This is a genomic window from Aeromonas sp. R7-5, assembly GCF_040908015.1.
GTDB lineage: Bacteria > Pseudomonadota > Gammaproteobacteria > Enterobacterales > Aeromonadaceae > Aeromonas > Aeromonas caviae.
In genome coordinates this window covers 61,403-82,826 of sequence record NZ_JBFOCZ010000008.1, presented here as the reverse complement: position 1 = coordinate 82,826, position 21,424 = coordinate 61,403, and the positions used below count along the sequence as shown (strand labels likewise).

Sequence of the window (21,424 nt, the reverse complement as noted above, 5' to 3'; positions counted from 1 at the left end):
TGTCGAGCCCCTGATCCGCCGCTGGCTGGGCCTGCGAGACCACTACTCCAATGCTTGACCAAGGCAGATGCAGAAGAGGGTCACCTTGCCTGATGGATAAACACCCGAGCCATGTCGAACCCTTGATACGATGCTGGCTCGGTCTACGGGAGCACTACTCGAATGCCTGACCAAGCAACAGAAACAGGAGGAAAGCACTGATGAATTCCTGGCTACGCGGCCTGCTCTACACCTTTGCCTTCCTGCTGCTCTTTGTCTGGGTCGGTCTCGGCCTGTTCGATGCCGAGCGCGCCAAAGGCCCCATCGCCAACTGGCTCAGCCAGCAGACCGGGGTGCCCGTCACCATAGGCCGGCTGGTGTTCAATCCACTGCACCCCTACACCCTGCTGGCGGAACAGGTGCGCTATGGGGATGCGGTACAGCTGGAAAAACTCTATCTGGAGATCGAGCACATCGACTGGTTGAACCGGGATGTGCGCATCGCCCACCTGGACCTCATCCGTCCCGTCATCAAGCTGCCGCTCCCCAACCAGTTGCCAAGCCTGCCGGTTCACTCCCTCACCATCAGCGACAGCACCATCGACAACCTGAACCTGCAGAGCGAGGCCCTGACCCTGCGCGGCCTCAGTGCGTCCCTGAGTGACTGGGAACTGATCGACCCGAGACGTCAGCCCCAGGCCAACCTCACCCTGGGCATCAACCAGCTGGAGACCCCCATGTTCACCCTGGCCCGTCTCAGCCTCAAGGGGCGGCTGGAGGGGCAGGTGCTCAGCACCGACAGACTGACCACCAACCTGTTCGACGGCCTGCTCGAGACCGGCATGGTGCTGAACTGGCCAGAGCGCAGCCTGCAACTGCACGATCTCAAGGCCCGCGCCATGCGCCTCGAGCTTGGTGACATCCCCCCTGGCGAGTTCCCCCTGCGCCGCATCACCCTGGACAGGGGTCAGCTTGCCCAGGTGAGCATCAATGCCATCGATCAGGAGCTCTCCCTCAACAACTTCAACGGCCAGCTCACCGCCTTCGACTGGCAGGCGGGCAGCCAGCCCAGCGGCTATCTGGCGGGCACCCTGGGCGACATGGGCCGCGGCCTGTTCCAGCTTGAGGCCGTCGAGGGCAAGCTCGCCTTCTCCCCCCGGCAGCTGGATGCCGAGCTGCGGGGCAAGGCATACGAAGGGGAGTTCAACGTCGAGCTGGCCCTCGACACCCAGCAGCAAAAGCTCGTCCTGAAGGATCTGGCCCTGAGCGGCATGGACATCAGCTTGCCCCAGGGGTGGTGGCAGGATTGGCAGGGCTGGCGCCCGCAACAGATCGACATCCGCAAACTGGCCTTCGACAAGCTCAAGGTGCTCTCTTTCGACGACACCCTGCCCCTCTCCCTGACCGGCTGGCAACTCTACCTGAACGATCTCGCCCTGCGGGGCAACCAGCCAGGCCCCCTGCTGGGGCGTACCCGCATCGAGAGCAAGTGGTTCGAGCTGGTGTGGGACGGTCTCAGTGCTCGCAACGGCACCCTGGATGGCGAGCTGACCCCCAGCTCCTGGCAGCTCAACACCCTCGCCACCTCCCTGCCCGACGAGGGCTCCCTCAACCTGAGCGGCCAGTGGGGCAGGACGCCCGGGCAGGAGAGCCGTCTGCAGTTGCAGGGCAAGCAGCTGGATCTGGAGCAGTGGGGCAAGTTGCTGCACTCCCCCGTCTCCTTCGCGGGCAAGGTGGATCTGGCGGCAGATCTGCAGGCCGACCTCAACGGGCAGCCCGGCGAGCAGACGGCCAACTGGCGCCGGACCCTTCAGGGCAGCCTGAGCCTGGAGAGCAAGGATCCCTTCTGGGACAAGGTCGGCATCGACCCCTTGCTGGATGACTGGTTCAGGGAGCAGACCCCCCCCGATCTGACACCGCAGACGCTGTGGCAGGCGATGCAACGCGGAGACACCCCCTTCTATCAGATCAGGCTGGATGCCAGGGCGGAGCAGGGCAAGGTGCGGATCGAGCAAGGCGGCGCCTCCACCATCACCCACCTGCTGGCACTGCAAGGGGGTGTCGACCTGGCCGCAGACCAGTGGCAGCTCGACCTCGGAGTCCTGAACAAGGGACGCTGCGCCGAGCTGCTCGCCCGCTGGCGCGGCCCCCTCAATGCGCCCGACTTGGGCTGGAGTGTCCCCACGGGACAGGACGCCTGTGGCTGGGAGGCGGGTGTGCCCTACCCCGCCCAGGGACGAAGCGGCCCGCTCTGGCGCCCACGGCCACCGGCCGCCCAATAACGAACAAGGCCTCGCGAAGAGGCCTTGTTGCTGTGAACATCAGGGATCAGCGTGCGCCGCGCTTGATGGGCAGCACCACATACTGACCGACAAACTCCACCGCCAGCTTGCGGCCGCTGAACAGCTGCACCCGCAGGCTGAACTTGGCGGATTCTCCGCCCCTCAGCGGCTCGAGCACGGCGGGCATGCCCTCCCGGGCCACCCGCGCCTCCGGCTCTTCGCTCACCGGGCGGTAATACTTGATGTTGCCCTCAGCCAGCACGGTATCCCCTCCCAGCCCTGCCTCCTTGAGCTGCAACCAGATGAGGCCCCAGCCCGCCAGCACGCACTGGCTGTAAATGCTGCCGGCGAACATGGTGTCGTGGACGTTGAGATTGGCCGCCAGGTTGGCCTTGAGGTGGAAGGTCTGGCCATCGTAGTGGGTGATGTGCACCCCCATCTTCTCGCTGATGGGAATCCCCCGCGACCAGCGGGTGGTGAGATCCTGGCACCACTCCGGACGGTACTGGATGGTCTGCATGGGACTCAGGGACTTGATCATCTGGCGGTGAGGGATGCGGCCGAAGGAGACGGGGCCTTCCCCAACCTCGAGGAAGCCGCAGCGGCGATAGAACTCCACCGCCTCCTGGCGGGCGTTCATCACCAGCCGTTTCACCTTCTCGTCGCGGGCAAGCTGCTCGAGATCCTCCACCATGCGGGCGCCCAGCCCCTGGCCGCGAAATTCGGGTCGCAGCGCCATAAAGCGGATCTGGGCTTCATCGCCGCCCACAAAGAGGCGACCCACGGCGATGGGCGTTCCGTCGGGGGAGAGCATCAGCCGGTGAATGGCAACGGTATCGTACTCGTCACGCTCGGAGCCAAGGGGCAGATTGAAGGGTTTGCGCAGTAGTTCCCAGCGCAACTGATAGTAAGCATCCAGCTCCGCTGGTGTTTCTGGGGTGACTACCCGGTACATAAAGCGATCCTTGAGTGTGCGCCGACTGGCAGATGGAAGGACTGACGCAACCATTTCTCCCGGCGCAGCCTGTAGTAGGTATCCAGCTCGGCTGCCGTTTTGGGGGGGGGACCACCCGGTACATAACAACATCCTTGAGTTACACTGGTCGAAAGCCATCTTGCCGTGCAAATTCATGGACTTCAATCTGCAAGCGTACCAAGCCGATCACTTATTGCAACTCAGTGCCAAACCCGAACGCCGCGTTTCGGTGCTTGAAAATGCCCGTCATCGCTGGCTGGAAATTGACGGCGTGGTGCAATCCGCCATGAGCCTCCACCAACCGGCCCGCCTCTGTCTGCCTCATCAACGGAGCATCGCGGAGCAGTTGCCAAAGCAGGCAAGCAGGATCCTGGAGCTGGGGCTGGGCGGAGGGGATCTCACCCGTCACCTGGCGGCACGCTGGCCCGATGCCCACCACGACTGCGTGGATTTGGATGCCGAGATCCTCACCCTGTTCCAGCAGTTCTTCCTCCCCTCGTCAGGGGGCTCGCCTCGGCTGCACCACGCCGATGCGCTGCACTTCCTGCACCAGAGCCAGGAGAGCTACGATCTGGTGCTGCTGGATTTGTTCAGCCAGGACGGCAACCCCCTGCTGCTCTTCCAGGCTCCGCTCTATCAGGCGCTGGCCAGCCGCCTGAGCGGCACCCTCATCATCAATCTGCTGCCCCGCACCCGGCTCGAACAGGCACAGGCTCTGCGACTGGCAGAGGAGTGGATAGGCCCGACCCACGTCAACGACGTGCCCGGCTACCGCAACGTCATCCTGCACGCGACCCGTCAGCTTAGCCTGGGCGGGCGAGCACCGGCAGGGTGAAGAACCTGCGAAGTGTGCAGGCATCGCGTCCTGCCCTCCGGTGAGTCCTGACCTGCCTGCCACCCTTATACCTGCAGCCAGAAGGTGACGGGGCCGTCGTTGAGCAGCCTGACCTTCATGTCGGCGGCGAAGCGGCCGGTTTCGGTCGGCACGCCGCTCTCCCTGGCGCGGGCCACGAAGTACTCATAGAGTCGCTCGGCATCTGCGGGATGGGCGCCACCGGAGAAGCTGGGTCTCATCCCCTTGCCGGTATCCGCCGCCAGGGTGAACTGGGAGACCACCAGCAGGCTGCCACCCACCTGACTCACGTTGAGGTTCATCTTGCCGTTCTCGTCCGAGAAGATGCGATAACCGCTCACCTTGTGCAGCAGCTTGTCCGCCTTGGCCTCGTAATCCCCCTGCTCCACCCCGAGCAGCACCAGCAACCCCTGGCCGATGGCCCCGGTCACCTCTCCCTCTACCGTTACGCTGGCCTCGCTGACCCGCTGAATCAGTGCAATCACATCCCTCTCCTCTCAAAACAGCACGACCGCCCATCCTGCGGGATGAGCGGTCGTCGATGCTACCAATAAATGCCCTGCCCGGGCCAACGCCTTTGTGTCGGGATCCGGTGTGATGGCCGGCCGGCGTCAGGCCAGCTCCTCTGCACCGGGCTTCTCGTACTCCCCGAGGCAGGCGGTAGTCTCGGCCCCCAGCAACACCACCAGCCAGCTCAGATACACCCAGACGAACAGGATGGGAATGGTCGCCAGGGCGCCATAGATGGCCTGGTAGGAGGGGAAGTTGGTGATGTAGATGGCAAAGCCGCGCTTGGCCAGCTCGAACAGGGTGGCCGCCACCAGGGCACCGATGAAGGCGTGGGTCAGCCGCACGCGGCAGTTGGGCACCACGGTATAGATCAGCAGGAAGGTGAGCACGGAGAAGAGGAACGGCAGGCTGCGCAGCAGCAGATAGCCAATACCGAACAGGCTGTCAGCCGCGAACAACCTGAGCGAGAGAATGTAGGAGGAGATGGCGATGCTGGCCCCGATGAGCACGGGGCCCAGGGTCAGGATCATCCAGTACATGGCGAATGCCTGGGCCAAGGGCCGGCTTCGGGTGGATCGCCAGATGTAGTTGAGGTTCTTGTCGATGGCCGAGATGAGCATCAGGGCCACCACGATCAGGGCACCGATACCGACGGCCGTGGTGTTGGTGGCGTTGGCCACGAAACCGTCGATGTACTCCTTGAGCATCTCGCCGGCGGTGGGGACGAAGTTGTGATAGACGAACTGCTCCATCGCCTGCTTCAGGCTCTGGAACACCGGAAAGGCCGACATCATGCCGAACACCACAGCGATCATGGGCACCAGGGAGAGCAGGGTGACATAGGCCAGATAACCGGCGGTCACCGTCAATCTGTCCTGCTGGAAGCGACCCCAGACAAACTGGGCGAAGTGGGCACCATCGTGGCGCAAGAAGGAGAGTGCATGGGCCAGACGGCCGCGGATCTGCTGCTGCATCTTGTTTCTCGTAAGCGTGATCATGCAGACATTGTGTCAGATAGGGTGGTCATTTGGCCACCCGCAGACCGGCCGGATGCGCCTCCATCAAGCTCAGGCCGCATGCGCCCTCATGTCGAGCCCATAAAAAAAGAGGCCATAAGGCCTCTCTTTGGTCTGTCGATGAACAGCTATCGATCAAGCACGACCGGCGCGCTTGCGATCCATCTCGGTCAGCAGTTTCTTGCGGATACGGATGGCTTTCGGGGTGATCTCGACCAGCTCGTCGTTGTCGATGAACTCGAGAGCCTGCTCCAGGGTCATGCGGATCGGCGGAGTCAGCACCTGGGCTTCGTCGGTACCGGAGGCACGCATGTTGGTCAGCTGCTTGCCTTTCAGGCAGTTGACGGTCAGGTCGTTGGAGCGGGAGTGGATCCCGATCACCTGGCCTTCGTACACTTCGGTCGCGTGACCGATGAACAGACGACCACGGTCTTGCAGACCGAACAGGGCGAAGGTCAGAGCCTTGCCGGTGGCGTTGGAGATCAGCACGCCGTTCTGACGCTCACCGATGCTGCCACCCTTGTGCGGACCGTAGTGGTCGAAGGTGTGATACAGCAGACCGGTACCAGAGGTCATGGTCAGGAACTCGGTCTGGAAGCCGATCAGGCCACGGCTCGGGATGATGAAGTCCAGACGGACGCGACCCTTGCCATCCGGGGTCATGTTGGTCATCTCGCCTTTACGCAGGCCGAGCTGCTCCATCACGGAACCCTGATGCGCTTCTTCCACGTCCACAGTAACGGTTTCGAACGGTTCTTGCAGTTCGCCATCCACGGTACGCAGGATAACTTCCGGACGGGATACCGCCAGTTCGTAACCTTCGCGACGCATGTTTTCGATCAGGATGGAGAGGTGCAGTTCACCACGGCCGGAGACGCGGAACTTGTCCGGGTCTTCGGTCTCTTCCACGCGCAGGGCCACGTTGTGGACCAGTTCCTGGTTCAGACGCTCCAGAATGTTGCGGGAGGTGACGAACTTGCCTTCTTTACCGGCGAACGGCGAGGTGTTGACCTGGAAGGTCATGTTCACGGTCGGCTCGTCAACGGAGAGCGGCGGCAGGGCTTCAACGGCACTGTTGTCACAGATGGTGTCGGAGATCTTTAACTCGCCCAGACCGGTGATGGCGATGATGTCGCCCGCTTGCGCGTCGGTCACTTCGGTACGGGACAGGCCCAGGTAGCCCAGCACCTGACCGACCTTGCCGGTACGCGGTTTGCCGTTAGCACTGACGATGGTGACCTGCTGGTTGGTCTTGACGCGACCACGAGTGATGCGGCCGATACCGATGACGCCCACGTAGGAGTTGTAGTCCAGCTGGGAGATTTGCATCTGGAAGGCACCGTCAACGTCGCCCTTCGGGGCTTCCACGTTGTCGACGATGGCCTGGAACAGGGGTTCCATGTTCTCGGACGGGACGTCCTGATCCAGGGTGGCCCAACCGTTCAGTGCAGAGGCGTAAACAACCTTGAAGTCCAGTTGCTCATCGGTGGCACCCAAGTTGTCGAACAGATCAAAGACCTGATCCATTACCCAGTCAGGACGAGCACCCGGACGGTCGATCTTGTTGATGACCACGATGGGCTTCAGACCCTGGGCGAACGCCTTCTGGGTCACGAAACGGGTCTGCGGCATCGGGCCGTCAACGGCGTCGACCAGCAGCAGCACGGAGTCAACCATGGAGAGCACGCGCTCAACTTCACCACCGAAGTCGGCGTGACCCGGGGTATCCACGATGTTGATGCGGTAGTCGTTCCAGCGGATCGCAGTGTTCTTGGCGAGAATGGTGATGCCACGTTCCCGTTCCAGATCATTGGAGTCCATGATCCGTTCCTGACCTTCGCTGGTGCGATCCAGAGTGCCGGATTGCTGCAGCAGCTTATCAACCAGAGTCGTTTTGCCGTGGTCAACGTGCGCAATAATCGCAATATTGCGTAAATTCTCTAACATTCTCGCCTCAAATCACCGGGTAAAATTGGGCGCTAATTGTACTCTCGCCTTTGTGATCTGCCTAGCAGAATTGCAACACATTCACGCACAACAAAGGATCAGGATCATGGACCCCGCAGCAAAAGGCTGCTTAGATGGCCTGGATACGCTGGCGCACCATCTCGGTGCACCAAAACGATCCAAGGTTGCACCACTTTAATGCAGCAACCGGCATGAGAACGGGTTTCTCGACAGCCTGAAACGGTGCAAGTGCCCTGAAATCAAGCTGTCACAAACTTGGCACGATACTGGCTTATGTGAATGTGACGACGCATTCACCCAAAGAGTTTTAACACCGGAGGTTACTTAGCATGTCAGCCCAGAACGTTTTGGCCCTGATCCAGGAACACGAAGTCAAGTTTGTTGATCTGCGTTTTACCGACACCAAGGGTAAAGAGCAGCACGTATCCATCCCTTCCCACCAGGTTGACGAAGACTTCTTCGAAGACGGCAAGATGTTCGATGGTTCCTCCATCGGCGGCTGGAAGGGCATCAACGAGTCTGACATGGTGCTGATGCCGGACCCGGCTTCCGCCAAACTGGACCCGTTCACCGAAGAGACCACTCTGAATATCGTCTGTGACGTGCTGGAACCCGCCACCATGCAAGGCTACGACCGCGATCCGCGCTCCATCGCCAAGCGTGCCGAAGATTTCCTGAAGTCCAGCGGCATCGCTGACACCGTGCTGTTCGGGCCGGAGCCGGAATTCTTCATGTTCGACAACATCACCTTCTCCAACACCATGGGCCACAGCTTCGTGAAGATCGAATCCGAAGAAGCTGCCTGGAACTCCGGTACCGACTACGAGCACGGCAACAAGGGTCACCGTCCGTTCGTCAAGGGTGGTTACTTCCCGGTTGCCCCGGTTGACTCCTCCCAGGACATCCGTGCCGCCATGTGCCTGGTGCTGGAAGAGATGGGCCAGGTCGTCGAAGCTCACCACCACGAAGTGGCGACCGCCGGTCAGAACGAGATCGCAACCCGCTTCAACACCCTCACCCTGAAGGCTGACGAAGTACAGGTCCTGAAGTACGTGATCCACAACGTGGCCCACGCCTACAACAAGACCGTCACCTTCATGCCGAAACCCATGTTCGGTGACAACGGCTCCGGCATGCACTGCCACCAGTCCCTGGCCAAAGACGGCGTCAACCTGTTCGCAGGCGACCTGTACGGCGGTCTGTCCGAGATGGCACTGCACTACATCGGCGGCATCATCAAGCACGCCAAGGCCATCAACGCCTTCGCCAACCCGACCACCAACTCCTACAAGCGTCTGGTGCCGGGCTATGAAGCACCGGTCATGCTGGCCTACTCCGCCCGCAACCGCTCTGCCTCCATCCGTATCCCGGTCGTGCCGAGCCCGAAAGCCCGCCGCATCGAAGTACGCTTCCCGGATCCGGCTGCCAACCCGTACCTGGCCTTCGCTGCCCAGCTGATGGCCGGTCTGGACGGCATCATCAACAAGATCCATCCGGGCGATGCCATGGACAAGAACCTGTACGATCTGCCGCCGGAAGAAGCCGCTGAAGTGCCGACCGTTGCCGGTTCCCTGGACGAAGCGCTGTCCGCACTGGATGCAGACCGTGAGTTCCTGACCCGTGGTGGCGTGTTCAGCGATGACTTCATCAACTCCTACCTGGAACTGAAACAGCAGGATGTTGACCGCGTGCGCATGACTCCGCACCCGCTGGAGTTCGAGCTGTACTACTCCGTCTAATCCGCTTTCCCATGATAAACCCGCCATCTGGCGGGTTTTTTTCATTCTGGCAACGGAAATACCGCCAAACGGGCACGATCGTACAGAAAGATGATCCCGTTCACGGAGCCGTACCACCCTCGGCTGCTCACGCCCCGACCCCGTGGTTTTTCTCTGATAGGATTAAGGTGAACCCCGTCAAGGAGAGATGGATGAACACTGTACCCTGGCTGCTGAGCCTCCTGCTGATGGCCTCCTGTTCCGCACAGGCCGCCCGCGTCTACTCCTGGGTCGATCCCCAGGGGGTGACCCACTACACCGATGCCCCCCCTCCCGGCAAGAGCGCAAAAGAGGTGGACCTGCGGGTCTCGCCGCTCATCGGCACAGCCCCCCACTCGGTCCAGGTGGACAACTTCAACAGCCTGACCGGTGTCGATGCCAGGAAAGCCCTGGAAGCCGCTCCCCTGGAGATCGACCTCATCTCTCCGGAACCGGGCAGCACATTGCGCGACAATACCGGCAACATCGTCTTCCAGGGCGAGATCTCTCCACAGGTCCCGGTGCAATACGATGTGCGCCTGATCCTGAACGGCAAGGCGGTGCCCCTGGTTCACAACAGCCTGGCCATACGGGTGGAAAACCTCGATAGGGGCGCTTACGAGGCACGGCTCGAGTTGCTCGCCAAAGACGGTACGATCCTTGCTAAATCTAAGCCAACCACCTTTTACCTGCACAGGGCGTCGGTGAATCAGGCTCCCAGAGCTGCCCCCAAGGCCAATTAGGGGTGATGTGACGCACCGATGCGGGTAAACTTGATGCACTATATTGGTGCATTCTAGGTGTACAGCACCGTTTTAGGGAGAAACCTGTGCCAACCCGCTCGGACAACGCCAAGACACTCTTGGACAATCTGCTGACCGCCGTCATTCTCATGGATGAACGTCTCTGCATTCAATTCGTCAACCCGGCGGCAGAGCAGCTGCTTTCCCTCAGCGAACGACGACTGATCGGCATCGAACTGCCCCACCTGCTGGAACACATCTCTCTCGATCTGCAGCGTTTCAAACAGTGCCTCATTTCGGGGCAGGGCTTCACCGACAGCGAAGTCACCCTGGTGGTGGAGGGGGAGCCCAGGCTGGTGGAGATCAGCGTCAGCCCCATGGCCGATCATGAACAGCGACTGATGGTGGTAGAACTGCGCAAGATCGATCAGCAGAAGAAGATCAGCCAGGAGCTGCAGCAACACGCCCAGCAGCAGGCCGCCAAGGAGCTGGTGCGCGGCCTGGCGCACGAGATCAAGAACCCCCTGGGGGGATTGCGCGGCGCGGCCCAACTGCTGCAAAAGGAGTTGCCCGACCCGGCCTTGCGTGAATACACCGGCATCATCATCGAGCAGGCCGATCGCCTGCGGGTGCTGGTCGACAGGTTGCTCGGTCCCCAGCGCCCCGGCCGTCACCAGATGCACAACGTTCACTCCGTGCTGGAACAGGTGCGCCGTCTGGTGGACCTGGAGCTGCCGCCGCAGATCCGCATCGAGCGGGACTACGACCCCAGCATCCCCGAATTCGAGATGGAATCGGACCAGCTGCAACAGGCGTTCCTGAACATAGTGCGCAACGCCGCCGAGGCCCTTGGGGATCAGGACGGCCTCATCCGCATCAAGACGCGCACCGCCTTCCAGATCACCATCCATGGCCAGCGCTATCGCCTGGCGGCCGAAATCAAGATCATCGACAACGGCCCCGGCATTCCCGACGCCATTCGCGACACCCTCTTCTACCCCATGATCACCGGCAAGGAAGGGGGAACGGGCCTGGGCCTCTCCATCGCCCAGAACCTGATCGATCAGCACAAGGGTCGCATCGACTGCATCAGCTGGCCGGGCCACACCGAATTCACCATTTATCTACCACTTCGCAAATAAGGGAACCTCATGACAGCAAAAGTGTGGATCGTCGATGACGACAGCTCCATCCGGTGGGTTCTGGAGCGCACCCTTGGCAGCGAAGGCTTCGAATGCGAAAGTTTCGCCGACGGCGAAGCCCTGCTGAGTTCACTGGAGATGCGCTCACCGGACGTGATCCTCTCGGATATCCGCATGCCGGGCATCGACGGCCTGAGCCTGCTGGAGCAGATCCATCGCCGCCAGGCCGATCTGCCCATCATCATCATGACGGCCCACTCGGACCTCGACAGCGCGGTCAACGCCTACCAGCGCGGTGCCTTCGAATACCTGCCCAAGCCGTTCGACATCGACGAGGCGGTCACCCTGGTACGCCGGGCCGAGAACCACCTCAAGGAGCAACGTACCAAGCGCAAGGCTCGCCAACAGGAAGCCACCACCACCCCGGAGATCATCGGCGAAGCCCCTGCCATGCAGGAGGTGTTCCGCGCCATCGGCCGGCTGTCGCGCTCCAGCATCTCGGTGCTCATCAACGGTCAAAGCGGTACCGGCAAGGAGCTGGTTGCCCATGCCCTGCACAAGCACAGCCCCCGGGCCCACAAGAACTTCATCGCCCTCAACATGGCGGCCATCCCGAAAGATCTCATCGAATCCGAGCTGTTCGGTCATGAGAAGGGAGCCTTCACCGGCGCCAACAACATTCGTCACGGCCGCTTCGAACAGGCCGATGGCGGCACCCTGTTTCTCGACGAAATAGGCGACATGCCGCTGGACGTGCAGACACGGTTGCTGCGGGTACTGGCGGACGGGCAGTTCTACCGGGTTGGCGGCCACCAACCGGTGCAGGTGGATGTGCGGATCATTGCCGCCACCCACCAGAATCTGGAAAAGCGGGTCGCCGACGGCGAGTTTCGGGAAGACCTGTTCCACCGCCTCAACGTCATCCGCATCCATATTCCGGCCCTCAAGGAGCGCCGGGAGGACATCCCCCAGCTGGCCCAGCACTTCCTGCTGCGAGCCGCCAAGGAGCTGAACGTGGAGGCCAAGAGCCTGCACCCGGATACCCAGACCTACATCAGCCGCCTGCCCTGGCCGGGCAACGTGCGCCAGCTGGAGAACGTCTGCCGCTGGCTGACGGTGATGGCCTCGGGCCAGGAGGTGCTGGTAGGCGATCTGCCCACCGAGCTGCTGACGCCCATCACCAGCACCGCCGAGCCGGGCCAGCCCGCCCTGACCGGTGGCTGGCAGCAGCAGTTGCAGGACTGGGTGGCCGCCAAGCTGGCCCTGGGGGAGACCGATATCCTCGCGGATGCCATGCCCCAGTTCGAACGGATCATGCTGGAGACAGCACTGGATCACACCCACGGTCACAAGCAGGAGGCAGCCCGCCTGCTCGGCTGGGGCCGCAATACCCTGACCCGCAAGCTCAAGGAGCTCGACATTCCCTGAGCCTGCGGGAAAAACGATTCCCATCACGCCTTGAGGGAAAGCCTGACCAATCACACCCCGTTTGCTTGCAAACGGGGTATCTTTTTCAGGCGTCCCGCCTAGAATGGCAGGCTTTCCAACCCGACTCGCAGAAGGTGCCCCATGATTGACAGATCCCTCCCCCTGACCGACCTGCATCGCCATCTGGATGGCAACATCCGCCCGCAGACCATTCTCGAGCTGGGACGTCAGCACAACATCCGACTGCCGGCCGATGAACTGGAGGCCCTGCGCCCGCACGTGCAGATCGTCGAGAACGAGCCGAGTCTGGTGGCCTTCCTTAAGAAACTGGACTGGGGCGTGGCCGTGCTGGCCGACTACGATGCCTGCCGCCGGGTCGCCTACGAAAACGTGGAAGATCTGCTGCGTGCCGGGATCGACTATGCCGAGCTGCGTTTCAGCCCGGCCTACATGGCGATGACCCACAAACTGCACCCGCAGGGCGTGGTCGAAGCCATCATCGACGGTGTGGCCGCAGGCAGCCGTGACTTCGGCATCAAGACCAATCTCATCGGCATCATGAGCCGTACCTTCGGCACCGAGCAGTGCAAGCAGGAGCTGGATGCCTGTCTGGCTCATCGCGATCGCCTGGTCGCCATCGATCTGGCCGGCGACGAACTGGGCTTCCCGGGCGAGCTCTTCACCGACCACTTCCGCCGGGTGCGGGATGCAGGCATGCGGGTCACCGTGCACGCCGGTGAAGCCGCCGGCCCCGAGAGCATGTGGCAGGCCATTCGCGAGCTGGGAGCCGAGCGCATCGGCCACGGCGTCAAGGCCATCCAGGATCCGGCCCTGATGGCCTATCTGGCCGAACACCGCATCGGCATCGAGTCCTGCCTCACCTCCAACCTCCAGACCACCACGGTGGCGAGTCTGGCCGATCACCCGATCCGCCAGTTCCTGGCCGCCGGCGTGCTGGCCTGCCTCAATACCGACGATCCGGCGGTGGAGGGGATCGACCTGCCCCATGAATACGAGGTGGCGGCCCCGGCTGCCGGCATGACGGTGAGCGAGATCCGCACCGCCCAGCAGAACGGCCTGACCCTGGCCTTCCTGAGCGAAGCCGAGAAGGCCGAGCTGAGTGCCCGCGCGGCTCAACGCTGAGCAGGGGTAAAACCCAATAAAAAACCGCCGAAAGGCGGTTTTTTATTGTCCAACGACATTGCTCGGCCTAGATCACCCGGGAGAACTGCTGCTGGCGCGCCTTGTTGCGCAGGTAGACATCGAAGCACATGCAGATGTTGCGGATCAGCAGCTGACCGGTGGAGACCACCTCCAGCCCCTCTTCGGTCATGCGCACCAGACCGTCGTCGATGAAGGTCTGCAACAGCTTGAGATCCTCGGCAAAATACTCCTTGAACACCAGGCCGTGGGCCTGCTCCACAGCGGCGAAGTTCAGGGAAAAATCGCAGATGAGGCGCTTGATCACCTCACGACGGATCAGATCGTCCCGATTGAGGGAGCACCCCTTCCACTGGGCATGGCCCAGTGACTCGACCTGGGCGTAGTAGGTTTTGAGATCCTTCTGGTTCTGGGAATAGGCATCCCCCATCATGCTGATGGAAGAGACCCCCAGCCCCAGCAGATCGCAATCCCCCTGGGTGGTATAGCCCTGGAAGTTGCGATGCAGCTTGCCCTCGCGCTGGGCGACGGCCAGCTCGTCATCGGGCTTGGCAAAGTGGTCCATGCCGATGAACTGATAACCCTGGCCGGTCAGGAAGGCAATGGTGTCCTGCAGCATGGCCAGCTTCTCCTGCGGCGCCGGCATGTCCGCTTCTTTCAGCTTGTGCTGGGCGGCAAAACGGCTCGGCAGGTGGGCATAGTTGAAGATGGAGAGGCGGGCCGGGTCGGTCTTGAGCACCTCTTCCAGGGTGTGATGGAAGCTCTCCCGGTTCTGGTGCGGCAGACCGTAGATGAGATCCAGATTGGTGGAGCGGAACCCCAGCTCGCGGGCACGGACCAGCATGGCGCGGATGAAGTCGTTGTCCTGCTCCCGATTGACCGCAACCTGGACCGCCTTGTTGAAGTCCTGAACGCCAAGGCTGATGCGGTTGAAACCGAGCTCCCGCAGCACATCCAGCATGGACAATTCGATCTCGCGGGGATCCACCTCGATGCTGATCTCCCCCTCCTCGGCGAAGTGGAAGTGCTCCCGCAACATGGCCATCAGGCGACGAGTCTGGGGTTCGCTCAGATAGGTGGGTGTGCCGCCACCCCAGTGCAGCTGGGTGACCAGTCTCTCCTTGAACAGGGGGGCCTGGGCCTTGATCTCCTGTTCGAGGTAGTCGAGGTATTGATCTGCCTTGTGCTGGTGCCGGGTAATGACCTTGTTGCAACCGCAGTAGTAGCAGAGCTTGTGACAGAAGGGGATATGCACGTAGAGCGACAGATTGCGTGCAGGATACTGGCCCGCTGCCTGGACAAAGTCCGGATAGCCGAATCCCTCGTTGAACTCCAGCGCAGTGGGATAGGAGGTGTAACGCGGACCACTGTAGTTGTATTTTTCGATCAGAGCCTGATCCCACACAATCTGTTCTGCTTGCACGCTTGCTTCCTCTGTCTTTGTCATGGGCTCACCGGCTTAACTGAAAATCCTTCAGTCTGGCGACATCCTCAAGGATCTGCGCCTCCAGCTCGGCCTCGTAGCCGCTGCGTTCGAGATCCATCTTCATCACTTCATTGCGCTTGAGTGCCCGCCTCGCCTCATGGGTCGGCATCTCTTTCACCTTCTCATAGAGGCCGTAGAGCCCCGGGAACTCGGTGGCAAAGGCGCGGCCCCCCTTTATTTGCAAGGCATCCAGCAGATTGGTCAGCCGGATGGCACCTTCCGAGTAGTCGCACTGACCATCTCGTACCGCGTGGGCGATCACCCTGACACTCTCCAGGATCCGCTCGTTGCGGGCCGTAATGGCATGCTGCTGCATCTCTTGCTGGCGTTTGAGACGCGCCATCAGGGTGCCGGCATAGACGGCCAGCCCCAGCAAAATCAGGCCACCCAACAGGGCGGCCAGCATCCATCCACTCATCACTTTTTCTTCGGCTCGGGTTTGGCTTCAGGCTGGTAGTCTGCCTGAGAGAAACGCTCCCACAGCTCCTCTTCGGAGGCAGGCTGACTCGGCTCGTCAAAATCGGCATCATCAAAATCCATGTCGCCATCTTCGTCATCGTCGTTGTCGATGATACCGAGCTCGTCCATCAGCTCCTGATAACGGTCAACCCGCTGATCGACCCATGCCTGCTCTGCGGCCTCCAGGGTTTCACCGGCATCCAGACGATCCAGCAAGGCATTGAGGCGATCATCATTCTCGATGGACGCCAGCTCCTGCTCGGGGGTCATCACCACCCGCTTCTCTTTCGCAGGCTTGGTCGCCACCGGCTTGCTGCCCTTCTCGTCGGCAATCAGCGCGATGGGCTTGCGAGAGCCGATGCGTGGATCCTTGGCCTGCTTGGAGCCGCTCTTTTTGCCCGCCTGCTCGACCTGTTGGCGGGAGCCCGCCTTCAGGCCCTTGCGCTTGGCGGCGCGCTTGCGCTCACGACCTTCCTGGGCACTGGCATCTGATTCTTTGCGCTTGCCGGTAGGCTTGCGGTTGGGTTGTTTGGCCGACATGAATGACTCCGACAAATAACTGAATGGAAACCCCCGGAGCGTGTCGTCCGGGGAGGATGCTGAAGCGGGGAACAGTAAATATGGAACAAGAGTGGGATCCCGCACCAATTCGACCACTTTGGGCCGCTGAACACCGCAGGATCGGCATCCTCTGGGCATGTTGCTGGTATTTTGACACAGAATGTCTTGGCGGGTTAATGACCCAATAGAAAAAAGGCAGCCGAAGCTGCCTTTTTCCATCATGCGAGTGCCATTCCCTGGTAGCCAATCGCCTTATCCCTGGGCGAACCACGGCGCATCATTTCGTTGGATCATCCTGATCCTTATTGACCAGTCCTGAGTGTGCGTGTGTTTGTTTGTCTAACCCAAACCGGCGACATCCTGCCTCCCATCGGGGTGGTTGCCTCCCGCAGCCCCGCTCATCCCTGGCGGTCACCATCCTGGCTTTTTGCATCTATTGCTCATCGCATGCTCCGAGCCGACATCCTGTCAAACCGAAGACGGGTCTTGCCCCCTCTCTCCGGCCAATCCTGATTGCCTACTGTAACTTCTTCGCTGGATGACTCAATCAACCAAAGCACATTTCGAACTGGTACAAAGTGATGTTCTATTTCTTAATTCATTGAAAAATAAAATATAAAAAAATATACGTGAGCAATCTTTCAGACACGACCAGCCCCGTATATAGAAGATCTCTTACAGCAATGCAGGCTGTTTACGGGCGATCGCTACAACCTCAAAAAAGAACAGGGAACACAATGGTTCCCTGTTCTTTTCAACAAGATAACTAACAGGCTATATCAGTGAAGCCCCGCCACATACTTGGAGAGCGCCTCGATGTCCTGATCCGTCAGCTTCTTGGCCACATCCCGCATCATGCCATTGGGATCGTTGTCGCGGGTCGCCGAACGAAAAGCGGTGAGCTGGGCCTTGATATAGGCGGGATGCTGCCCTGACAGGCTGGGGTACTTCGCTTGCTCGACGCCGGAACCCCGTGGGCCATGACAGGCGGTACAGGCGGCCAGGCCTCGCTCCATGTCTCCCCCCATATAAAGCGCCTTGCCTGCGGCAACCACATCATCGGGCACGGCAACCGGCGTCACCTTCTGGCTGGAGAAATAGGCGGCAAGATCGTCCATATCCTGCTCGGACAACGGCAACGCCATAGGTCCCATGACGGGCGCAACCCGACCAGTTTGGCCAGAAGCTGCAGCCTTCAGTTCAACTAATTGTTTTTTGATATATGATGCGTGCTGACCAGCAATCTTGGGATACATGTCGACTGGGCTGTTGCCGTCCGGTCCATGACAGGCCGCACAGACGGCAGCCTTGGTTTGTCCCGCAGCGGCATCGCCCTTGGCTTGTGCCATCCCAGTTACGCCAACCATCAGAGCAAGTGTAATGACTAGGTTCTTCATGGCGTTCCAACTTTCTCGTTATTAGGCTTCCAGATCCCATGCCGCTGAAGGCATGTTAAAATAAACGCGTTCAAGCGACGCCATTTTACACTATTTCACAAAAAAGTAACTCTATAACCCTCTATCTCTATGGGGAATTTACGTTGGAAACACAAACTCTGAATTTCAATAAGGTGCATTTTGTGACCAGCGCACCCGACATCCGCCACCTGCCAAATGATGGGGGTGTCGAGATTGCGTTTGCCGGTCGTTCCAACGCTGGCAAATCGTCTGCATTGAATACCTTGACCAAGCACAAGAACCTGGCACGTACCAGTAAGACCCCTGGCCGTACTCAGCTGATCAACCTGTTTGAACTGGAGCCGGGCAAACGCCTGGTCGACTTGCCCGGCTATGGATATGCCCAGGTTCCGCTGGAAATGAAGCTCAAGTGGCAAAAGTCACTGGCTGAATACCTGCAACGACGGGAGTCCCTGAAAGGGCTGGTGATCCTGATGGACATCCGCCATCCGCTCAAGGAAACCGACATGAACATGCTGGAATGGAGTTCACACCGTGAACTGCCGGTGATGCTGTTGCTGACCAAGGCGGACAAGTTAAGCCCGGGGCCCCGCAACAACCAGGTGATCAAGGTTCGTCAGGCGGTGGCAGAACTGGGCCCGCAGATCCAGGTTGAAGCATTCTCTTCTCTGACCAATATCGGCGTCGAGAAGCTGGCCCAGACCCTGAGCGGCTGGTACCTGTCCGAAGCAGACAACGCCCAGGCAGACGACGAAGATCATCAGAACGAGGAGTAAACGACTCCTCTCCCTGGCTGCAATTGGCGGAGTTGGACCTCCGCTGATTGAAAGACTTTCATGATCCCCCCATCTCCGAGCCCTCCCTCCCTGCCTTCGCCACCTCTGAAGAAAAACCTAAAAAATATATTTAAATCATACAGATAGTATGTTTAGACGCGAAAAGAATTAACTAATCATCAACCTGATACCGTTTTCATGAATATCGAGTAGAAAATCAGAATTGAAGGCTGTAACAAACGAAACTGAAATTTAATTACACAATGAGGCAATATAGGGATAAAAATGAGGCCGGTATTGTCATTGCAAACCGGCCTGAAGAAATGAGTTCAAAAATTTGGGAAAAAGCGAGTTCTCGAGAACAAAGACGATTGGTTTTCCTCAAGAAGCGCCTTCATTCTAACAAAGAACGGCAACAGTTAAAGCATTTACTCTAAATGTTGTGCATAAAAAAACGCCCCGACGATGACTCATCGGGGCTGCTATTCAGCCACATTCAATTACGTGAAATAAAAGGTCTGAAAGATAGAACATCTTACCTCTGTACCCTACGCCCACAACTGTACAGCAAAGCAGCAGAAAGTGAAAGTAATTTATGTAATTTAGTTTCAAATATGGGGGAAGGAAAAAATATTCATAATTTTCATGTAGATAAAAAAATCCCCAGTACGAATACCGGGGAGTTATAAAGGTGACTAGCTAGCACTTCCTCAACTATTCAGTTAGTCAGCAGTCCGTTACAGAAGTTCCGCTGCTTTGAGAAAAAACTCAAAAAAATTCTGCGAGTGACGGCAAAGTAAAAGTAACTTATTGTTACGCAATGGTTTTATAAAAATGGCACCTGTTCTGCCACACACCCACCGCAGAACGACCGTTTCACATCACACGTGCCGTGCCGCATCACGAGGGATGCCCTTATCCAGAGATGCAAAATCTCTACATCAGATCTGCCGACCGCCCAATAGAGCGCACTAGCTGGTTCACACGACGCCCAGATTGCGCTGCAACTCTCTCAATACCTGCTTGGTGCCGGGCCGGATCCCTCGCCATACGGTAAAGGCCTCAGCAGCCTGCTCGACCAGCATGCCCAATCCATCCATGGTATGGCGCGCGCCATGTTGCTTGGCCCAGCCGATGAAGGCTGTATCCGTTGCGCCATACATCATGTCGTAGATCGCGATGTCCTGGTGGATGAGGGTTGGCGCCAAAGGTGGCAACTCTCCTTGCAGACTCGCTGAGGTGGAATTGATGATGAGATCGAACGGCCCCACCAGCTGTTCATAGGATTGAGCAGTGATGCTGCCCAGATCCCTGAACTCCACAGCCAGCTGTTCCGCCTTGGCATGGGTACGGTTGACCACGACGATCTCGCCCGGCGCTTCCGCCAGCAGGGGGGCCAGGGCGCCACGAGCTGCGCCACCGGCCCCCAGAAGCAGGATCCTGCTACCGGCAAGGTTCACTCCGTGAGCCTTGAGATCGGCGACCAGCCCGGCGCCGTCGGTATTGTCACCCAGCAGCACACCATCATCAGTCAGTTTGATGGTGTTGACCGCTCCCGCCCGCTTGGCCCTGGGGCTCAGCCGCTCCACCAGCCCGAAGGCTTGCTCCTTGAAAGGTACGGTCACGTTGCACCCCTTCCCTCCTTCGGCGAAGAAGTGGTTCAGAGCGCTGGCAAACTCATCGACAGCAGGTTCTGCCAGACCATACTCCAGCTCTTGCTGGGTCTGCCTGGCAAACAGGGTATGAATGAAGGGAGATTTGCTGTGGCGCACGGGGTGGCCAAAAACCAGATAACGATCCATCAAGGCGTTCCTTTTGAGGGTAATATCCCGATTTAACGGGTTTTCTCATGAAGGAACAAGCCGAATATCGGCCAATAAGAAGGGGCCATCATGGCCCCTCTGGTCACAACCACTCGCGCGGTTTGAGGTAGTCGCTGTAGAGCAATGCCTCCGGGCTGCCAGCCTCCGGCTGCCAGTCGTACTCCCAGCGCGCCAGCGGCGGCATCGACATCAGGATTGATTCGGTGCGCCCCCCCGTCTGCAGTCCGAACAGGGTCCCGCGGTCGTAGACCAGATTGAACTCCACGTAGCGGCCACGGCGATAAAGCTGGAACGCCCGTTCCCGATCCCCATAAGCAAGCTCCTTGCGTCGCTCGACAATCGGCAAGTAGGCCACGAGGTAACCCTCACCCACTGCACGCATAAAGGCAAAGCAGTCGGCAAAGGGCCAACGGTTCAGGTCATCGAAGAAAAGACCACCCACCCCGCGCGTCTCGCCCCGATGCTTGAGGAAGAAGTAACGATCGCACCAGGATTTGAACTCGAGATAAATGTCGGTGCCGAACGGCTGACAGAGCTCATGGGAGACCTGGTGCCAATGCCTCACGTCCTCTTCGAACGGATAGAAGGGCGTCAGGTCGAAGCCGCCACCAAACCACCAGATCGGCTCCTCCCCCTCTTTCTCGGCGATGAAGAACCGCACATTCGCATGGCTGGTCGGTACATAGGGATTATGCGGGTGGATCACCAGCGATACCCCCATGGCCTCAAACCTGCGGCCAGCCAGTTCGGGACGATGTGCGGTCGCGGATGCCGGCATGGCATCGCCATAGACATGGGAGAAGTTGACCCCACCTTGCTCGATCACCGCCCCCTGACGCAGCACCCGTGTTCTACCGCCACCACCACCTTCGCGACTCCAGGCATCTTCCACAAAGCGCCCGCATCCATCGGCCTGCTCCAGGCCACGGCAGATATCATCCTGCAATTGCAGCAGGAAGGCTTTTACCTGGGCCACATCCGGTTTGCTCATTTTATCTCCTGTCAGACAGGCATCATGCATGCACTGCCTGCACTTCTCGTATTGCCATGACCTCATCGCACAACCTGCATGAAACCGGGCCGTGC

The 21,424-nt window shown here is 59.7% G+C and carries 18 protein-coding genes; 8 read left to right on the top strand and 10 right to left on the bottom strand.

Annotated features, from left to right (window positions below; genetic code table 11):
• Nucleotides 1–200 precede the first annotated feature (200 nt).
• Nucleotides 201–2,261, top strand: a complete 2,061-nt coding sequence (locus tag AB5Y53_RS03160; RefSeq protein ID WP_368181115.1) for an AsmA-like C-terminal region-containing protein — start codon at nucleotides 201–203, stop codon at nucleotides 2,259–2,261.
• A 46-nt stretch (nucleotides 2,262–2,307) separates the two neighbouring features.
• Here the strand turns inward: AB5Y53_RS03160 and AB5Y53_RS03155 are convergent, their stop codons facing one another.
• Nucleotides 2,308–3,216 carry a bifunctional GNAT family N-acetyltransferase/hotdog fold thioesterase gene (locus tag AB5Y53_RS03155; protein WP_010672532.1) on the bottom strand — a complete coding sequence of 303 codons (909 nt, stop codon included), beginning with the start codon at nucleotides 3,214–3,216 and terminating at the stop codon, nucleotides 2,308–2,310.
• Nucleotides 3,217–3,391: 175 nt separating this feature from the next.
• Here AB5Y53_RS03155 and AB5Y53_RS03150 point away from each other — a divergent pair, with 175 nt between their 5' ends.
• Entirely contained in the window at nucleotides 3,392–4,072 is a 681-nt protein-coding gene (locus tag AB5Y53_RS03150) for a spermidine synthase (RefSeq protein WP_368181114.1), read from the top strand.
• Between the two features lie 65 nt (nucleotides 4,073–4,137).
• Here the strand turns inward: AB5Y53_RS03150 and dtd are convergent, their stop codons facing one another.
• From dtd to typA, 3 genes are all read right to left on the bottom strand, one after another.
• Nucleotides 4,138–4,575, bottom strand: coding sequence for a D-aminoacyl-tRNA deacylase (gene dtd / locus AB5Y53_RS03145; RefSeq protein ID WP_368181113.1), 438 nt, complete (start codon nucleotides 4,573–4,575; stop codon nucleotides 4,138–4,140).
• A 126-nt stretch (nucleotides 4,576–4,701) separates the two neighbouring features.
• Nucleotides 4,702–5,574: a virulence factor BrkB family protein gene (locus AB5Y53_RS03140; RefSeq protein ID WP_039039511.1), complete on the bottom strand. Its 873-nt coding sequence runs from the start codon at nucleotides 5,572–5,574 to the stop codon at nucleotides 4,702–4,704.
• 177 nt (nucleotides 5,575–5,751) lie between these two features.
• Nucleotides 5,752–7,563, bottom strand: a complete 1,812-nt coding sequence (gene typA, locus AB5Y53_RS03135; protein WP_043153538.1) for a translational GTPase TypA — start codon at nucleotides 7,561–7,563, stop codon at nucleotides 5,752–5,754.
• A gap of 350 nt (nucleotides 7,564–7,913) precedes the next feature.
• Between typA and glnA the strand changes: the two genes are divergently transcribed.
• From glnA to add, 5 genes are all read left to right on the top strand, one after another.
• The gene (gene glnA / locus AB5Y53_RS03130; RefSeq protein ID WP_010672526.1) at nucleotides 7,914–9,323 is read left to right on the top strand and encodes a glutamate--ammonia ligase; all 1,410 of its coding nucleotides are present in this window, start codon (nucleotides 7,914–7,916) and stop codon (nucleotides 9,321–9,323) included.
• Nucleotides 9,324–9,514: 191 nt separating this feature from the next.
• Entirely contained in the window at nucleotides 9,515–10,084 is a 570-nt protein-coding gene (locus tag AB5Y53_RS03125) for a DUF4124 domain-containing protein (RefSeq protein WP_010672525.1), read from the top strand.
• An 86-nt stretch (nucleotides 10,085–10,170) separates the two neighbouring features.
• A complete protein-coding gene (gene glnL, locus AB5Y53_RS03120; RefSeq protein WP_010672524.1) occupies nucleotides 10,171–11,226 on the top strand; it encodes a nitrogen regulation protein NR(II) in 1,056 nt (351 codons plus the stop codon).
• A gap of 9 nt (nucleotides 11,227–11,235) precedes the next feature.
• The gene (gene glnG / locus AB5Y53_RS03115) at nucleotides 11,236–12,654 is read left to right on the top strand and encodes a nitrogen regulation protein NR(I) (protein WP_010672523.1); all 1,419 of its coding nucleotides are present in this window, start codon (nucleotides 11,236–11,238) and stop codon (nucleotides 12,652–12,654) included.
• A 141-nt stretch (nucleotides 12,655–12,795) separates the two neighbouring features.
• Complete coding sequence (add, locus tag AB5Y53_RS03110) at nucleotides 12,796–13,797, top strand: adenosine deaminase (protein WP_010672522.1); 1,002 nt, start codon at nucleotides 12,796–12,798, stop codon at nucleotides 13,795–13,797.
• Nucleotides 13,798–13,864: 67 nt separating this feature from the next.
• Here add and hemN read toward each other — a convergent pair whose 3' ends face one another.
• The 4 genes from hemN to AB5Y53_RS03090 form a co-directional block, all read right to left on the bottom strand.
• Nucleotides 13,865–15,238: an oxygen-independent coproporphyrinogen III oxidase gene (hemN, locus tag AB5Y53_RS03105; RefSeq protein WP_041212163.1), complete on the bottom strand. Its 1,374-nt coding sequence runs from the start codon at nucleotides 15,236–15,238 to the stop codon at nucleotides 13,865–13,867.
• 28 nt (nucleotides 15,239–15,266) lie between these two features.
• Nucleotides 15,267–15,707 carry a DUF2489 domain-containing protein gene (locus tag AB5Y53_RS03100; protein WP_043153541.1) on the bottom strand — a complete coding sequence of 147 codons (441 nt, stop codon included), beginning with the start codon at nucleotides 15,705–15,707 and terminating at the stop codon, nucleotides 15,267–15,269.
• An 11-nt stretch (nucleotides 15,708–15,718) separates the two neighbouring features.
• Nucleotides 15,719–16,300, bottom strand: a complete 582-nt coding sequence (gene yihI / locus AB5Y53_RS03095; RefSeq protein WP_039039515.1) for a Der GTPase-activating protein YihI — start codon at nucleotides 16,298–16,300, stop codon at nucleotides 15,719–15,721.
• An 800-nt stretch (nucleotides 16,301–17,100) separates the two neighbouring features.
• On the bottom strand, nucleotides 17,101–17,718 hold the full coding sequence (locus AB5Y53_RS03090) for a cytochrome c (RefSeq protein ID WP_042882257.1): 618 nt from the start codon (nucleotides 17,716–17,718) through the stop codon (nucleotides 17,101–17,103).
• 143 nt (nucleotides 17,719–17,861) lie between these two features.
• Here AB5Y53_RS03090 and yihA point away from each other — a divergent pair, with 143 nt between their 5' ends.
• A complete protein-coding gene (gene yihA / locus AB5Y53_RS03085) occupies nucleotides 17,862–18,515 on the top strand; it encodes a ribosome biogenesis GTP-binding protein YihA/YsxC (RefSeq protein WP_103244071.1) in 654 nt (217 codons plus the stop codon).
• Nucleotides 18,516–19,495: 980 nt separating this feature from the next.
• On the opposite strand, the gene aroE is transcribed toward yihA, so the two are convergent.
• The gene (gene aroE / locus AB5Y53_RS03080; RefSeq protein WP_010672516.1) at nucleotides 19,496–20,317 is read right to left on the bottom strand and encodes a shikimate dehydrogenase; all 822 of its coding nucleotides are present in this window, start codon (nucleotides 20,315–20,317) and stop codon (nucleotides 19,496–19,498) included.
• A 103-nt stretch (nucleotides 20,318–20,420) separates the two neighbouring features.
• On the bottom strand, nucleotides 20,421–21,329 hold the full coding sequence (gene hemF / locus AB5Y53_RS03075; RefSeq protein WP_227263116.1) for an oxygen-dependent coproporphyrinogen oxidase: 909 nt from the start codon (nucleotides 21,327–21,329) through the stop codon (nucleotides 20,421–20,423).
• Nucleotides 21,330–21,424 lie beyond the last annotated feature (95 nt).

Excerpts from the sequence above, each read along its gene's own strand:
- yihI (WP_039039515.1), bottom strand. The coding sequence starts at position 16,300 with ATGTCGGCCAAACAACCCAACCGCAAGCCTACCGGCAAGCGCAAAGAA.
- AB5Y53_RS03155 (WP_010672532.1), bottom strand. The coding sequence starts at position 3,216 with ATGTACCGGGTAGTCACCCCAGAAACACCAGCGGAGCTGGATGCTTAC.
- AB5Y53_RS03090 (WP_042882257.1), bottom strand. The coding sequence starts at position 17,718 with ATGAAGAACCTAGTCATTACACTTGCTCTGATGGTTGGCGTAACTGGG.
- glnA (WP_010672526.1), top strand. The coding sequence starts at position 7,914 with ATGTCAGCCCAGAACGTTTTGGCCCTGATCCAGGAACACGAAGTCAAG.
- AB5Y53_RS03150 (WP_368181114.1), top strand. The coding sequence starts at position 3,392 with ATGGACTTCAATCTGCAAGCGTACCAAGCCGATCACTTATTGCAACTC.
- hemF (WP_227263116.1), bottom strand. The coding sequence starts at position 21,329 with ATGAGCAAACCGGATGTGGCCCAGGTAAAAGCCTTCCTGCTGCAATTG.
- glnG (WP_010672523.1), top strand. The coding sequence starts at position 11,236 with ATGACAGCAAAAGTGTGGATCGTCGATGACGACAGCTCCATCCGGTGG.
- AB5Y53_RS03160 (WP_368181115.1), top strand. The coding sequence starts at position 201 with ATGAATTCCTGGCTACGCGGCCTGCTCTACACCTTTGCCTTCCTGCTG.
- AB5Y53_RS03125 (WP_010672525.1), top strand. The coding sequence starts at position 9,515 with ATGAACACTGTACCCTGGCTGCTGAGCCTCCTGCTGATGGCCTCCTGT.
- typA (WP_043153538.1), bottom strand. The coding sequence starts at position 7,563 with ATGTTAGAGAATTTACGCAATATTGCGATTATTGCGCACGTTGACCAC.
- add (WP_010672522.1), top strand. The coding sequence starts at position 12,796 with ATGATTGACAGATCCCTCCCCCTGACCGACCTGCATCGCCATCTGGAT.
- aroE (WP_010672516.1), bottom strand. The coding sequence starts at position 20,317 with ATGGATCGTTATCTGGTTTTTGGCCACCCCGTGCGCCACAGCAAATCT.
- AB5Y53_RS03100 (WP_043153541.1), bottom strand. The coding sequence starts at position 15,707 with ATGCTGGCCGCCCTGTTGGGTGGCCTGATTTTGCTGGGGCTGGCCGTC.
- AB5Y53_RS03140 (WP_039039511.1), bottom strand. The coding sequence starts at position 5,574 with ATGCAGCAGCAGATCCGCGGCCGTCTGGCCCATGCACTCTCCTTCTTG.